We start from the raw sequence: 14,154 nt of genomic DNA, 5'->3' as shown, positions 1-14,154 counted from the left end.
GTCGGTCCCGTTGCACCAGTCGAACCCGTGACGCCCGTCGAGCCGGTCGGTCCGGTCACGCCGCTTGCGCCAGTGACGCCCGTCGAACCGGTCGGCCCGGTTGCTCCGCTTGCGCCAGTAACGCCCGTCGAACCTGTCGAACCGGTCGGCCCAGTTGCTCCGCTTGCGCCAGTGACGCCAGTCGAGCCGGTCGGCCCGGTTGCTCCGCTTGCGCCCGTGACGCCAGTCGAGCCGGTCGGTCCGGTCGCGCCGCTTGCGCCAGTGACGCCAGTCGAACCTATCGGGCCCGTCGGTCCCGTCGCACCAGTGGAACCCGTGACGCCGGTCGCGCCGCTTGCGCCAGTCGAACCCGTGACGCCCGTCGCGCCGGTGGGTCCTGTCGGGCCCGTCGCACCAGTTGAACCAGTCGCGCCCGTCGAACCCGTGGGTCCGGTCGAACCGGTCGGCCCGGTTGCTCCGCTTGCGCCCGTGACGCCAGTCGAGCCGGTCGGTCCGGTCGCGCCGCTTGCGCCAGTCGAGCCGGTCGCACCAGTTGAGCCAGTGACGCCTGTCGAACCGGTCAGCCCAGTCGGGCCCGTCGCGCCAGTCGAACCTGTGACGCCCGTCGAACCCGTGGGTCCGGTTGCTCCGCTTGCGCCCGTGACGCCAGTCGAACCTATCGGGCCCGTCGGTCCCGTCGCACCAGTGGAACCAGTCGCGCCCGTCGAACCCGTGGGTCCGGTCGAACCGGTCGGCCCGGTTGCTCCGCTTGCGCCAGCAACACCCGTTGAACCTGTCGGGCCCGTCGGTCCCGTCGCGCCAGTTGAACCTGTGACGCCCGTCGAACCGGTCGGCCCGGTTGCTCCGCTTGCGCCAATGACGCCAGTCGAACCCGTCGGTCCAGTCGCACCAGTTGAACCCGTGATGCCGGTCGAACCGGTCGGGCCAATCGGACCCGTTGCGCCAGTCGAGCCGGTCGCACCAGTTGAGCCAGTGACGCCTGTCGAGCCGGTAGGTCCGGTTGCGCCAGTTGAGCCAGTAACACCGGTCGAACCAGTCGGGCCAATCGGACCTGTTGCGCCGGTCGAACCCGTGACGCCGGTCGAACCGGTCGAACCGGTCGGCCCGCTTGCGCCAGTGACGCCCGTCGAACCGATCGGCCCGGTCGCGCCGCTTGCGCCAGTAACACCCGTTGAACCGGTCGGGCCCGTCGGTCCCGTCGCGCCAGTTGAACCTGTGACGCCCGTCGAACCGGTCGGCCCGGTTGCTCCGCTTGCGCCAATGACGCCAGTCGAACCCGTCGGTCCAGTCGCACCAGTTGAACCCGTGATGCCGGTCGAACCGGTCGGGCCAATCGGACCCGTTGCGCCAGTCGAGCCGGTCGCACCAGCTGAGCCAGTGACGCCTGTCGAGCCGGTAGGTCCGGTTGCGCCAGTTGAGCCAGTAACACCGGTGGGAACCAGTCGGGCCAATCGGACCTGTTGCGCCGGTCGAACCCGGTGACGCCGGTCGAACCGGTCGGCCCGCTTGCGCCAGTAGCGCCCGTCGAACCGATCGGCCCGGTCGCGCGCGCGCCAGCAACACCGTTGAACCAGTCGGGCCCGTCGGTCCCGTTGCACCAGTCGAACCCGTGACGCCCGTCGAGCCGGTCGGTCCGGTCACGCCGCTTGCGCCAGTGACGCCCGTCGAACCTGTCGGCCCGGTTGCTCCGCTTGCGCCAGTGACGCCGGTCGAGCCAGTCGGGCCAATCGGACCCGTTGCGCCAGTCGAGCCAGTCAGCCCTGTCGGTCCCGTCGCGCCAGTCGAACCCGTGACGCCCGTCGAACCGGTCGGCCCGGTTGCTCCGCTTGCGCCAGTAGCGCCCGTCGAACCGGTCGGCCCGGTCGCCCCCAGCAACACCTGTTGAACCTGTCGGGCCCGTCGGTCCCGTTGCACCAGTCGAACCCGTGACGCCGGTCGAACCCGTCGGTCCAGTTGCTCCGCTTGCGCCAGTGACGCCAGTCGAGCCGGTTGGACCCGTCGGGCCCGTCGAACCCGTGGGTCCGGTCGCTCCCGCTTGCGCCAATGACGCCCGTTGAACCTGTCGGACCCGTCGGGCCCGTTGCGCCAGTCGAACCCGTGACGCCTGTCGAACCGGTCGGCCCAGTTGCTCCGCTTGCGCCAGTGACGCCGGTCGAGCCGGTCGGCCCCGTCGGGCCAGTCGAACCCGTGACGCCGGTCGAGCCAGTCGGGCCAGTTGCTCCGCTTGCGCCAGTGACGCCGGTCGAGCCAGTCGGGCCAATCGGACCCGTTGCGCCAGTCGAGCCGGTAGGTCCGGTTGCGCCAGTTGAGCCAGTAACACCGGTCGAACCAGTCGGGCCAATCGGACCTGTTGCGCCGGTCGAACCCGTGACGCCGGTCGAACCGGTCGGCCCGCTTGCGCCAGTAGCGCCCGTCGAACCGATCGGCCCGGTCGCGCCGCTTGCGCCAGCAACACCCGTTGAACCTGTCGGGCCCGTCGGTCCCGTTGCACCAGTCGAACCCGTGACGCCCGTCGAGCCGGTCGGTCCGGTCACGCCGCTTGCGCCAGTGACGCCCGTCGAACCGGTCGGCCCGGTTGCTCCGCTTGCGCCAGTAGCGCCCGTCGAACCGGTCGGCCCGGTCGCGCCGCTTGCGCCAGCAACACCCGTTGAACCTGTCGGGCCCGTCGGTCCCGTTGCACCAGTCGAACCCGTGACGCCAGTCGAACCCGTCGGTCCAGTTGCTCCGCTTGCGCCAGTGACGCCAGTCGAGCCGGTTGGACCCGTCGGGCCCGTCGAACCCGTGGGTCCGGTCGCTCCGCTTGCGCCAATGACGCCCGTTGAACCTGTCGGACCCGTCGGGCCCGTCGCGCCAGTTGAACCCGTGACGCCTGTCGAACCGGTCGGCCCAGTTGCTCCGCTTGCGCCAGTGACGCCGGTCGAGCCGGTCGGACCCGTCGGGCCAGTCGAACCCGTGACGCCGGTCGAGCCAGTCGGGCCAGTTGCTCCGCTTGCGCCAGTGACGCCGGTCGAGCCAGTCGGGCCAATCGGACCCGTTGCGCCAGTCGAGCCGGTCGCACCTGTCGAACCGGTCAGCCCAGTCAGGCCCGTCGCGCCAGTTGAACCAGTCGCGCCCGTCGAACCCGTGGGTCCGGTTGCTCCGCTTGCGCCAGTGACACCAGTCGAGCCGGTCGGCCCAGTTGCTCCCCTCGCACCAGTGGAACCCGTGCCGCCGGTCGAGCCGGTCGCGCCGCTTGCGCCAGTCGAACCCGTGACGCCCGTCGCGCCGGTGGGTCCTGTCGGGCCCGTCGCACCAGTTGAGCCAGTAACACCAGTCGAACCAGTCGGGCCAATCGGACCCGTTGCGCCAGTTGAGCCAGTGACGCCAGTCGAACCCGTGACGCCCGTGGAACCAGTCGGGCCGGTCGCACCTGTTGAACCAGTCGGACCGGTAGCGCCAGTCGATCCTGTCGAGCCAGTGGGCCCGGTAGGACCCGTCGGGCCAGTCACACCGGTTGCTCCGGTTGCACCCGTCGGACCAGTGGGACCCGTTGCGCCGGTTGCGCCTGTCGGCCCCGTCGGCCCTGTCGCCCCGCCCCCGCCCGTCGCCGCGATCGTCAACGTGTTCCCAGACGGCGTGATGCTGATGTTTGCGCCTGGAGCCAGGGTGACGTCACCGGTGAGCGTGTTGAGGCTGTTCACGACCGAAATGGGTGCGTAGTAGCCGTTCGTGTCCAGAACGACGTCGCCACCCGCCATACCGAACGCAAGCGAGATTCCCCCCGTGACGCTCAGCGGCACGACGGCGGCGTTGGCGACAGTGTCGCCGGCGAGGAAGTTCAGCGTGGAAACGGACGGAAACGGTCCGCCTTCAGGCCAGAGTGTCAGGAAGCCGGGCCCGACCGTGTTGACGGCCGTGGCGTTCAGCGAAATCGCCGCGGCTCCCGGGGGCACGTTGCAGACACCGACCAGCGTGTAGCTGCGGATCGTGGCCGCGGGCAGGAACCCGCCCGTCAGCGGCGCGTTGCCGCGCGTGTCGACGAGCCGGCAGGGGGCGAGAGCGACGAACGGGAGCGGCGTTGCGCCGCCCGCCAGCGATTGCCGGCCGAGCGCGTTGCGTCCCCCCGTGGCCGTCGTGTCCGCCGGGCTTCCCGCGCCGGGACTCCAGAAGGGCGGGGCGGTCCAGTTCGTGATCTCGGCCTGAGCGTCCTGAGCGATAACTTCCGGGCCCGCTGACAGAAGCAGCAGCCCGATCAAGGACTTCGCGACGCCTCGGCGGAAATTCAACGCTGCCCCCTCATGGAGTTCACAGAATTACCGGAGGAATGATAGCAAGCGTCACGCCAAGGCCGAATCTCCGACCAGTGAACGCTTTAGAGAAGGAGGCCAGACCGAGCGCCAAAAAACGGCGGTTCGGACCGGATACTTTGAACGGAAAACGTGCCTACCGAAAAAGCACTCGTCAACAGATCAGGCCCGCTCGACGCGCACCGGGTGCGTGTCGCCCGCCTCGTTGCGCAGAGTCGTGACCGCGTGCGGCAATACGTCCGCGACCGCTTCGAGGCACTCGACGGCGCCACGCGGCGAGCCCGGCAGGTTCACGACGAGCGTCCGCTCCCGCACGGCGGCTACCTGCCGCGAGAGGATTGCGACCGGAAGCGCCGCGCGCGTGGCGGCTCGCATCAACTCGCCGATGCCGGGAACCTCGTAGCCGGCGATCGCCTGCGTCGCCTGCGGCGTCACGTCACGGGGCGACAGGCCGGTGCCGCCTGCGGTGAGGACGAGGTCCGCGGACGCCGTGTCCGCGATCCGCTTGAGGTTCCACTCGATGTCGTCCTTCTCGTCGGGAAGAATCGTCTGCTCGACGATGGAGGCTCCGGGCAGGAGGCGGCGAACCGCCTCGGCGACCGCGGGGCCCGTCTTGTCGGCGCGCTCGCCGTGGTACGAGCGGTCGGAGATCGTCAGAACGGCGACGCGCACGGGCGCCTCAGCCGCCGATCTCGCTCATGTTCCGCGCGTGGAGCGGAAGCATCGCCTTGTCCATTCCCACGAACATCGGATGCCGCTCTTCCTTGACGGTCGCGGCGCGCTGGATCAGCGCCGCGATCTCCTCGTCGTTCGCGCCCGCGCGCATCGGCTTCAGGATGTCGACGTCCGCGTGGCCGAAGAGACAGCCCTTCAGGAATCCGTCCTGCGTGAGGCGCATGCGGTTGCAGGTGTCGCAGAAACGGTCGGAGACCGGTGTGATGAACCCGATCGAGCCTGTGTGGCTCCCGGCGGGAGACGTCACGGAATATTCGTCCGCGGGACCCGCGACGAGCGTCTTCTCGATGGGCGTCAGGACGAAACCCGCGGCGGCGAGCCGGTCCCACACCTCGCGCCAGCCGATCCAGTCGCTCTCGTTCCAGGTGTTGTCGCCGAACGGCATGAACTCGATGTAGCGCACGCCGAGCTTCTTGTCCTTCGTGAGGGCCGCGAGCGGAAGGATCTGGTCGTCGTTGAACCCGCGGATGACGACGGCGTTCACCTTCACGGAGTGGAACGGTAGCGCGAGCGCGAGCTCGATCGACTCGCGGACCGGCGCGTAGTGGTCCCGGCGGGCCATCTTCCGGAAGTGCTCGGCCTCGGCCGCGTCGAGCGAGACGTTCACCTTCGTGAGCCCCGCCGCGAGGAGGTCGTGCGCCATGCGCGGGAAGAGGACGCCGTTCGTCGAGAGCGCGATGCCGCCCGGAAAGCCGATCTCACCAAGGTCGCGCACGATGTCCACGAGGTCGGGCCGCGTCGTGGGCTCGCCGCCGGTGATCCGGATCTTCTCCACGCCGAAATCGTGCAGGAGGCGGGCGGACCGGCGGATCTCCTCGCGCGTGAGGAGGTGCGGGAGGGGACGGAACTTCTGGTCCTCGGGCATGCAGTAGACGCAGCGCAGGTTGCACCGGTCCGTGATCGAGATGCGGACGTAAGTGACGCGCCGGCCGTGCCCGTCGACGAGGGTCCTGTCCATCAGACGGGGAAGTCTAGCCCAATCAGGACCGGTCCGGTGCCATATCCCCGCGGGCCGGGTTAGTCTTCCGCCGTGCTTCTCGCTCCCGTTCGGAACACGTTCCGCGCCATCGCCGTCACGGTCGTGCCGGAGGCCTCGGCGCTCGACGAGGACGGCTGGAGCGCGCTCGAAGCGCTAGTCGAGAAAACGCTCGCGAAAAAGCCGGCGGGCATTCAGCGCCAGCTCGTCACGTTCGTCCGCGCGATCGAGCACCTGCCGCGCCTCCGTTGGGGCCGGCCGTTCACGGCTCTTTCGCCGGAGGAACGCACCCGGTTCCTTTCCGGCCTCGAGCGTGCGCCCGTCCTCCTTCTCCGGCGCGGGTTCTGGGGACTCCGGACGCTCGTCTTCCTCGGCTATTACGCGCGGCCCGAGGCGGCGGCCGCGATCGGCTACCGGGCGGACGCGCGCGGATGGGAGGCGCGCCGCGCATGACGACAAAGGCGTACGACGTCGTCGTGATCGGCTCCGGCGCCAGCGGAGGCACCGTGGCCGAGGGCCTCGCGCCGCTCGCGCGCGCGGGCTACCGCGTCCTCGTCGTCGAGCAGGGCGCGCGCCTCGCCGAGTCCGAGTTCACCGGGAAGGAAGACGACATGGCCGACGCCCTCTACGAAGACGGCGGCGGCTTCCTGACGGCGGACGGTGCGATGACGCTCGCGTTCGGGCGCGTCTGGGGCGGCTCGACGGTCGTCTACACGGGCACGTCCCTGATCGCTCCGAAGCGCGTGATCGAAGGCTGGCGCGTGCCCGGCCTCGCACACGCGGACGTGGAGGCGCGGTCCCGAAGGTTCATGGCCGAGAACGGCGTCCACCTCCTCGAGCCCGAGCTTCTCAACGACAACAACCGGCTGTTCGTCGAGGGCTGCAAGAAGGCGGGATACCACGCCGAGCAGTTCCCGCTGAACCTGCGCGGCTGCCAGGGGTCCAGCCTCTGCAACCTCGGCTGCCCGAACGGCGCCAAGCAGGGCACGCACCGCGTGCAGCTTCCGGCGGCGCTGGCCGCGGGCGTCGAGGCCGTCACGCGCGCCGAGGCGCTGCGCGTGGAAGACGGCCGTGTCCTGCTCCACGTCTCGGCGCCGGCTCCCGGCGAGAAGGGCGCGCCTTCGGAGTGGGCGCCCGGCGATACACTGTGAGCGCGAAGGCGATCGTCGCAGCGGGCGGCTCTATCGGGTCGACGGCGCTCCTCCTGCGCTCGGGCCTCGGACCGTCCCTCCCCCGCCTCGGCGCGGGCTTCACGTGCCACCCGGCGCACATCCTCGTCGCCGAGCACGAGCGCCCGATCACGAACGACGTCGGGCACCCGAAGAGCTTCTACCTCGACCGCGCCGTGGACGAGGGCTACGTCCTCGAAACGTGCATGTACTTCCCGTTCATCACGGCGAAGAACCTCACGGGGTTCGGCGTCCCGCACGCGACGCTCATGCGCGCCTTCCCGCGCCTTCAGATGATCCTCGTCCTCGCGTGCGACAAGGCCGTCCCCGAAAACCGCATCTCCGTCGACTCGGACGGCAAGGCAATCGTCCATTACTCCTTCACGAAGGAGACCGTCGCGTCCCTCGTCCGGGCGACGCGCACCGCCGCGCGCATCTTCTTCGCGGCGGGCGCCGTTCGCGTCCACGCCCCTTCGGCCGATCCGCCGCTCCTCGAGCGCGCGGAGGCCGGGGCGATCGACGCGCGCGTCGACGAGCGGCACTTCCGCACGGGCCGCATCTCCGTCTCCGCGGCGCACCTGATGGGCGGTTGCGGAATGGGCTCGTCGCCCGCCGACTCCGTGACGGACTCTTGGGGACGCGTGCATGGCCGGCCGGGGCTCTTCGTCGCGGACTCGAGCCTCTTCCCCGATTCGCTGGAGATCAACCCGTACCTCACGGTCATGGCCCTCGCCGACCGCGCCGCCGAGCGCATCCGCGAAGACGCGGGCTCGCTCCTCGGCGCCCCCGGACGGGCGCGATGAAGAGGACCGGCGCCGAGCTCGTGGTGAAGGCGCTCGAGGACGAGGGTGTCGTGCTCGCGTTCGGGATCCCCGGCACGCACAACATCGAGCTGTGGGACGCGCTCGCGTCGTCGGACACCATCCGCTCCGTCCTCGTCACGGACGAGCAGAGCGCGTCCTTCATGGCGGACGCCGCGTGGCGCGCGTCCGGCGTCATGGCCTGCGTGAACGTCGTGCCCGGCGCGGGCCTGACGCACGCGATGTCCGGCATCGCCGAGGCCTTCCTCGACTGCGTCCCGATGCTCGTCCTCGGCTGCGGAATCCGGCGCGACACCGGCAAGGCCTACCAGCTGCACGACGTCGACCAGCTCGCGCTCGCGCGCCCCGTCACCAAGGCCCAGATGCTGCCCTCCCGCGGCGCGGACCTCTACGAAGTCGTCCGCCGCGCGTGCGGGATCGCGCGCTCCGGGACGCCCGGCCCCGTCTTCGTCGAGGTGCCCGCCGACCAGTACCTCTTCCGCCACGACACGGAGATCGTCGCCCCCGCCGCCGAACCATCCACGGCGCCGCCCGCGGAGAGCGTCGAGCGTGCGGCGGCGCTCCTGCGAGCCGCAAAGCGCCCCCTCCTCTACGTCGGGCTCGGCGCCGCGAAGGCGGACCTCGTCTCCCTGGCCGAGCGCCTTGAGGCGCCCGTCTCGACGACGTTCCAGGGCAAGGGCGTGTTCCCCGAGTCGCACCCGCTCTCCCTCTGGCCCGGCTTCGGCGACGCGGCACCGGCGTTCGCACGAGACGTCGCCGCCTCGTGCGACGCCACGCTCGCGATCGGCTGCCGCTTCGGCGAGGTCGCGACGGGCAGCTACGGAATGACCCCGCCGCGTCCCCTCGTCCACGTGGACGTCGACCCGGCCGTACCGGGCCGGAACGTGCCCACGGACCTCGCCATCGCCGCGGACGCCGCCGCGTTCGTTTCCGCGTTTCTCCCTCGACTCGACCGCCGCGAGCCGGACGCCGTCCTGAGAGACCGCATCCGGAGCGGCCGCGCCGAGGTGGACGCGGAGCTCGCGAAGCCCTCCGACGGGCGCGTGTCGCCGCACCTTCTCCTGCGGGCCTTGCAGGCGACGTTCGGTCCCGAGACCGTTTTCACGTCCGACAGCGGCAACGGCACGTTCCTCGCCGTCGAGGGCCTGCGTCTCGAGAAGCCCGGCCGCCTCCTCTCGCCCGTCGACTTCTCGTGCATGGGCTACGCGGTCCCCGCCGCCGTCGGCGCGAAGCTGGCGTGCCCCGAGCTCCGGTAGTCGCGCTCGCGGGCGACGGCGCGTTCCTCATGACCGGTCTCGAGCTGCTGACCGCCGCCCAGAACGGCCTCGGCGTGGCCGTCTTCGTCCTGAGGGACCGCGAGCTCGCGCAGATCGCGCAGTTCCAGGCGACGGCGCTCGGCCGAAAGTCCTCGAGCACGCTCGCCGACCACGATCTCCTCGCGCTCGCGCGCGCTCTCGGAGCCGAGGCGCTCGCGCTCTCGACGGACGGCGAGATCCGCTCCGTCGTCTCGAACGCGAAGGAGATCGCGGACGCCGGCCGCCCCGTCCTCGTGGACGTCGCGATCGACTACTCGGTCAAGACGTTCTTCACACGCGGCGTCGTGAAGACGAACTTCCTCCGCCTGCCCTGGGCCGACCGCCTGCGGTTCGTCGCGCGCGCGCTCGCGCGGAAGCTGCCGGGACGCTGACGCCGCGGCGCCACGTCCCGCTCTTGCCGCCGGTCTTCTCGAGAAGCGCGACCGGCCCGATCACGATCCCCTTGTCCGCGGCCTTGCACATGTCGTAGAGCGCGAGGGCCGCTGCGGACGCCGCGACGAGCGCCTCCATCTCGTAGCCCGTCTTCCCTGTCCCGCGCACCGTGGCCGTCAGGGCGATGGCCCTCCTCGCGGCCAGCCGTTCGACGGCGACGTCGACCGAGTCGAAGACCAGCGGGTGGCAGAGGGGAATCCACTCCGCCGTCCGCTTCGCCGCCTGGATCCCCGCGAGGCGTGCGACCGCGAGCGCGTCCCCCTTGCGGTTCTCGGCGGCGTCCAGCGCGGCCCAGCCCGCGCGCCCCAGCGTGACGACGGCCACGGCGCACGCCGAACGAACGGTCTCGCTCTTCCCCGAGACGTCCACCATGCGGGCGCGCCCCTCAGCGTCGAGGTGGCTCAGCCTCGGCGCCCGCGTCTTTTTCGGCATGCTCGTAGTCCTCCGGCGTGTTCACGTTCAGGAAGTTGTCGGGGTGGCCCCCTGGGAGCGCGGCGGTCGCGGCTTCGGGGATCAGGACGGTGCGAATCTGCTGGAGGATGCCGACGAGCGCGTAATCGCCCGCCGCCAGCCGCGCGAGGAGCGGCGGATGGGCGGAACGCCGCCAGACCGCGCAGAGCGGCTGCGCGACGCCGCCGGACACGGGCACCACGGCATCGGCAGGGATCGCATCCGCCACCTCGAGCAGGGCCGCGAGAAAAGCCTCGCCGATCCGGGGGATGTCGGCCGCGAGGATCAGGTTCGTGTCGTCGGGCGACGCCGCGAGCGCCGCGGCGACGCCGAAGATCGCGGCGGTGGGCGCCGCGCCGTCTTCGATGAACGGGTACGGCGAGCCGGCGAAGAGCTCCGGGTGCTTGCCGACGAGCGCGACGCGCCGGCACACCCGGGCGAGCTTCGCGGCCTGGTGCAGTGCCATCGGCAGGCCGTGGTACGGCAGCAGCGTCTTGTCGCGCCCCATGCGCGCCGACCGCCCGCCGACGAGGACGAAACCGTAAGCCACCGTGCCATCATGCTATCGGAGACGAGACTTCTGGGCCCCCTTTCGATTGCAGTCATCGTTCCGGTAGGCGCCGCCGAGGCTCCCCCACCCGGGATTTTCTTTGAAAGGGTAAGAGGGGACCAGAGCCACACGCCACCGCCGCTGCTCATCGCCGCGGCGCATGAGGGGATTTCTTCGAATGTGCGTGAGGCCTTCGCGAAGGCAGGCGCCCGCCTTCACCTGTCACCGGTGCCGCGGGGCCAGCGCCTGCGCGAGGCGACAGCCCTCTTACCTTCAGAGGAATCTTCGATCCTTCTCTTTCTCCACGCGGACACGATCCTGCCCGTGGGGTGGGAATCCGCCGTACGCGCCGCGCGCGGGCGCGGCGCCGCCGGCGGCGCATTCCGTCTCGGTTTCTCGGGCGGCGATCCGCGGATGGCATGGGTCGCGGCGTGGGCGAACCTCCGCACGCGCGTCACGAAGGTGCCCTACGGCGACCAGGCTCCGTTCGTCCGGCGCGACGTCTACGAGCGCCTCGGCGGCCACGCACCGTGGCCGTTCCTCGAGGACTGGGACTTCTCGCGCAGGCTCGTCGCAGCCGAAGGCAAGACGAGAGTCGAGATCCTGAGAGAGAGAGTGCAAACGTCGCCGCGGCGCTATCTCGAGAAGGGCGTTTGGAAGACCGTAAGAAGGAACTGGGAGATTCTTAGAAGGGTGAAGAGGGGTGAAGCGCCCGAGCACCTGGCGGCGCTCTATCGCAGCTGACGGCCGCGGGCCCGCGCCCTATTACCTTCTAGGAAATCCGAATCCGAATCCCCGGTCTTCTCTCTCTTCGCTCAAACGAGCTTGAGGAGGTGCCCCATCTTCGCCTTCTTCGTGGCGAGGTAGTCCCGGGTCCCGTCCGTCGGCGGGATCTCGAGCGGCACGCGCTCGACGATCTCCAGGCCGTAGCCGTCGATCGCGACGTACTTGGCCGGGTTGTTCGTCATGAGGCGCATCTTCCTGACGCCGAGGTCGCGCAGGATCTGCGAGCCGATCCCGTAGTCGCGGACGTCCGGCGCGAAGCCGAGCTTCTCGTTCGCGGCGACCGTGTCGAGACCCTGCTCCTGCAGCTCGTACGCGCGCAGCTTGTTGAAGAGCCCGATCCCGCGGCCCTCCTGGAGGAGGTAGAGGAGGACGCCCTTGCCCTCCTTCGCGATCTGGGCCATCGCGCGCTGGAGCTGAGCGCCGCAGTCGCAGCGGCCGGAGCCGAAGACGTCGCCGGTGAGACAGGCGGAGTGCACGCGCACGAGGACGGGCTCGTCCTCGGTCCAGGTCCCCATCACGAGGGCGACGTGCTCCTCGTTCGTGAGCTCGGAGCGGAACGCGACCGCGCGGAACTCCCCGTGGGGCGTGGGCAGGACGGGGGCCGCGATGCGATGGACGAGGCGCTCCGTCCGCATCCGGTACCGGATGATGTCCGCGACCGAAACGATCGGGATGCCGTGCTTCTCCGAGACGAGCAGGAGGTCCGGCACGCGGGCCATCGTCCCGTCCTCGTTCATGATCTCGCAGATGACGGCCGCGGGCGCGAGCCCCGCGATCCGCGCGAGGTCCACGGACGCCTCGGTCTGCCCCGCCCGCTTGAGGACGCCGCCTTTCTTGGCGCGCAGCGGGAACGTGTGCCCGGGCCGCAGGAGGTCGTGCGGCTTCGACTTCGGGTCGACGAGGGTCAGGACGGTCGCGGCGCGGTCCGCCGCCGAAATCCCGGTCGTCGTCTTGCCGCGGGCCTCGACCGAAACGGTGAAGGCCGTGCCGTAGTTCGAAGTGTTCTGCTCGACCATCGGGTGAAGGTCGAGCTCGTCGCAACGCTCCTCGGTCAGGGAGACGCAGACGAGGCCCCGGCCTTCTTTCGCCATGAAGTTGATCGCGGCGGGCGTGACGTGCTCGGCGGCGAGGCAGAGGTCGCCCTCGTTTTCGCGATCCTCGTCGTCCACGATGATGACGAACTGGCCCTTCTTGTAGGCCGCGACGGCGTCGACGACGGAGACGAATCCCACGGGGTTTTCCTTTCGGCTCTCACGGGGCGCAGGACGCGCCCCTCCGGTCAATTGTACCGGGAGGCTCCGCCGGACCCCGCGTCGGGCCTCGGGCCCTTGAACGGGTGGTCCGCGAGGACCGCACGCTTGCCCACTTCCTTCAGGAGCGTCCTCAGGAAGCCGTCGAACTGGTTCGCGGCCGGGACGAACGCGCGCGGGACGCGCTCGCGCGAGAAGCCCGCGTGGAACCGCTCGAAGAGAGACCAGTCCTTGAACATGAGAAACCGCATCCCGCCCCGGCGGAAGCTCTCGATCTCCGTCACGAGGGCGCGAAGCGTCTTCTTGTCGGGCGTCTTCAGGAAGTCCTGCGTGGCGCGCGAGAGGTGGCCGAGCTCCTCGCGCAGCCGCAGGCTCTGGTCGAGGCGCGCCCGGTACTCCGGGAAGAGAGCGCGCGCGTCGATGCCCGACGAGAACGTCTCCGCGAGGCCGATCACACTCTGCTGGAAGAGGTCCCGGAAGAGGCTGGCGGCGTCGCCGAGCCGGGCGAGGACGGCGTCGGGATCTTTCATGAGGGCAACGCCCACGAGCTCGACGTCCATCGCCTTCCGGGTCTCGGCCTCGAATGCGGACGCGAGGCGGTCGAGGCCCTCGGCTTCCTTCGTCCCGTCCTCGAAGCGCGGCCGGAGTCGCCGCCGGACGTAGGAGACGAACGAATCGCTCTCGGACTTCAGAAGGCTGAAGAGGAGGAGCGCGCGCTTGCGCGTGGCGGGCCCCTCCGCTGCCGCGGGTACGCGCTCGGCGACGCGGAGGCCCTTGAAGAGCGCCACGAAGAGCGTCGCGAGCGCCCCGCGGTGCGACGGGTCCGGCAGGCTCCCGAGGACCTTCGCGAGCGACTGCTTGGACTCGCGGTCGAGGACGGGCCGGAGGTTCTCCCGGAACAGGACGCCGAGGTTTGGATCCTGCCGGAGCGTCCCGACCGCGACCCGCCCGAGCGAGAGGTACGTCTGGAGGGGGATGAAGGGCGCCTTCGCGAGCTCGTCCAGGATCTTCGTGAAATCGTCGAGCGTCTCGACGACGCGCGCCAGCTCCGTCGTGCCGTCGCCCCGCCGGCGCCCGCCCGGCCGCTGGACCTGCGTGTCGAGGTAGAGGAGGAACGACGCGAGGTCTTCCTGCCCCTCGCCCATGAGCTGCGTCGCGATCAGCCCCATGTGTGCGACGCCCGATCGCGCCGCCGCGACCTCCTCGGCGTAGTTCTTCAGCGACGCGTGCGAGCGCTCGAAGGCCGAAAGCGGCAGGCAGTCGATCTGGAAGAACCGCTCGAGCCCCTTGAGCCACATCTCGAGCTCGAAGAGGTAGTCGTACTTCACGCGGTTCGAGAACAGGGCGGACGTCTCGAGGACGGTGAAGCGCGGCATGTGCTGC

General features: G+C 70.3%; 14 protein-coding genes. 6 read left to right on the top strand and 8 right to left on the bottom strand.

All coding sequences use genetic code 11. The annotated features are described in order from the left end of the window. The 4 genes from IPL89_17045 to moaA form a co-directional block, all read right to left on the bottom strand. Window positions 1–1,451 (bottom strand): hypothetical protein (locus IPL89_17045; protein MBK9064872.1); only part of this gene is annotated, 1,451 nt, incomplete at its 3' end. Between the two features lie 303 nt (window positions 1,452–1,754). After that, on the bottom strand, window positions 1,755–3,737 hold the full coding sequence (locus tag IPL89_17040) for a collagen-like protein (GenBank protein MBK9064871.1): 1,983 nt from the start codon (window positions 3,735–3,737) through the stop codon (window positions 1,755–1,757). A 711-nt stretch (window positions 3,738–4,448) separates the two neighbouring features. Then, on the bottom strand, window positions 4,449–4,958 hold the full coding sequence (locus IPL89_17035; protein MBK9064870.1) for a MogA/MoaB family molybdenum cofactor biosynthesis protein: 510 nt from the start codon (window positions 4,956–4,958) through the stop codon (window positions 4,449–4,451). Window positions 4,959–4,965: 7 nt separating this feature from the next. Further along, window positions 4,966–5,979 carry a GTP 3',8-cyclase MoaA gene (gene moaA / locus IPL89_17030; protein MBK9064869.1) on the bottom strand — a complete coding sequence of 338 codons (1,014 nt, stop codon included), beginning with the start codon at window positions 5,977–5,979 and terminating at the stop codon, window positions 4,966–4,968. A gap of 72 nt (window positions 5,980–6,051) precedes the next feature. Between moaA and IPL89_17025 the strand changes: the two genes are divergently transcribed. Genes IPL89_17025 through IPL89_17005 form a run of 5 tightly spaced genes read left to right on the top strand, consistent with a single transcriptional unit; the run spans window position 6,052 to window position 9,674 of the window. After that, window positions 6,052–6,450: a hypothetical protein gene (locus IPL89_17025; protein ID MBK9064868.1), complete on the top strand. Its 399-nt coding sequence runs from the start codon at window positions 6,052–6,054 to the stop codon at window positions 6,448–6,450. Further along, window positions 6,447–7,148, top strand: coding sequence for a GMC family oxidoreductase N-terminal domain-containing protein (locus IPL89_17020; protein MBK9064867.1), 702 nt, complete (start codon window positions 6,447–6,449; stop codon window positions 7,146–7,148). The genes IPL89_17025 and IPL89_17020 overlap by 4 nt, the downstream gene beginning before the upstream one ends. Continuing rightward, complete coding sequence (locus IPL89_17015; protein ID MBK9064866.1) at window positions 7,145–7,969, top strand: GMC family oxidoreductase; 825 nt, start codon at window positions 7,145–7,147, stop codon at window positions 7,967–7,969. The genes IPL89_17020 and IPL89_17015 overlap by 4 nt, the downstream gene beginning before the upstream one ends. Next, complete coding sequence (locus tag IPL89_17010; protein ID MBK9064865.1) at window positions 7,966–9,243, top strand: thiamine pyrophosphate-binding protein; 1,278 nt, start codon at window positions 7,966–7,968, stop codon at window positions 9,241–9,243. The genes IPL89_17015 and IPL89_17010 overlap by 4 nt, the downstream gene beginning before the upstream one ends. After that, the gene (locus IPL89_17005) at window positions 9,225–9,674 is read left to right on the top strand and encodes a hypothetical protein (protein MBK9064864.1); all 450 of its coding nucleotides are present in this window, start codon (window positions 9,225–9,227) and stop codon (window positions 9,672–9,674) included. Before IPL89_17010 ends, IPL89_17005 begins: the two co-directional genes overlap by 19 nt. On the opposite strand, the gene moaC is transcribed toward IPL89_17005, so the two are convergent. Together moaC and IPL89_16995 are read right to left on the bottom strand one after the other, a co-directional pair. Next, on the bottom strand, window positions 9,574–10,167 hold the full coding sequence (gene moaC, locus IPL89_17000; GenBank protein MBK9064863.1) for a cyclic pyranopterin monophosphate synthase MoaC: 594 nt from the start codon (window positions 10,165–10,167) through the stop codon (window positions 9,574–9,576). The two genes, IPL89_17005 and moaC, sit on opposite strands and share 101 nt — an antisense overlap. Then, window positions 10,121–10,735, bottom strand: a complete 615-nt coding sequence (locus IPL89_16995) for a molybdenum cofactor guanylyltransferase (GenBank protein MBK9064862.1) — start codon at window positions 10,733–10,735, stop codon at window positions 10,121–10,123. The genes moaC and IPL89_16995 overlap by 47 nt, the downstream gene beginning before the upstream one ends. A 180-nt stretch (window positions 10,736–10,915) precedes the next feature. Here IPL89_16995 and IPL89_16990 point away from each other — a divergent pair, with 180 nt between their 5' ends. Further along, on the top strand, window positions 10,916–11,479 hold the full coding sequence (locus IPL89_16990; GenBank protein ID MBK9064861.1) for a glycosyl transferase: 564 nt from the start codon (window positions 10,916–10,918) through the stop codon (window positions 11,477–11,479). A gap of 71 nt (window positions 11,480–11,550) precedes the next feature. Here IPL89_16990 and IPL89_16985 read toward each other — a convergent pair whose 3' ends face one another. Both IPL89_16985 and IPL89_16980 read right to left on the bottom strand, forming a co-directional pair. Further along, window positions 11,551–12,753 (bottom strand): bifunctional 3,4-dihydroxy-2-butanone-4-phosphate synthase/GTP cyclohydrolase II, encoded by a 1,203-nt coding sequence (locus IPL89_16985; protein MBK9064860.1) that lies wholly within the window; start codon window positions 12,751–12,753, stop codon window positions 11,551–11,553. Between the two features lie 47 nt (window positions 12,754–12,800). After that, window positions 12,801–14,147: a hypothetical protein gene (locus IPL89_16980; protein ID MBK9064859.1), complete on the bottom strand. Its 1,347-nt coding sequence runs from the start codon at window positions 14,145–14,147 to the stop codon at window positions 12,801–12,803. Window positions 14,148–14,154: the final 7 nt, after the last annotated feature.

The sequence above is a fragment of the Acidobacteriota bacterium genome, assembly GCA_016716715.1.
Classification (GTDB): Bacteria; Acidobacteriota; Thermoanaerobaculia; order UBA5066; family UBA5066; genus Fen-183.
Note: the sequence above shows the minus strand (reverse complement) of the source record. Positions and strands in the feature narration are given on the sequence as shown.

Excerpts from the sequence above, each read along its gene's own strand:
- IPL89_17010 (MBK9064865.1), top strand. The coding sequence starts at position 7,966 with ATGAAGAGGACCGGCGCCGAGCTCGTGGTGAAGGCGCTCGAGGACGAG.
- moaC (MBK9064863.1), bottom strand. The coding sequence starts at position 10,167 with ATGCCGAAAAAGACGCGGGCGCCGAGGCTGAGCCACCTCGACGCTGAG.
- IPL89_16980 (MBK9064859.1), bottom strand. The coding sequence starts at position 14,147 with ATGCCGCGCTTCACCGTCCTCGAGACGTCCGCCCTGTTCTCGAACCGC.
- IPL89_17040 (MBK9064871.1), bottom strand. The coding sequence starts at position 3,737 with ATGGCGGGTGGCGACGTCGTTCTGGACACGAACGGCTACTACGCACCC.
- moaA (MBK9064869.1), bottom strand. The coding sequence starts at position 5,979 with ATGGACAGGACCCTCGTCGACGGGCACGGCCGGCGCGTCACTTACGTC.
- IPL89_17020 (MBK9064867.1), top strand. The coding sequence starts at position 6,447 with ATGACGACAAAGGCGTACGACGTCGTCGTGATCGGCTCCGGCGCCAGC.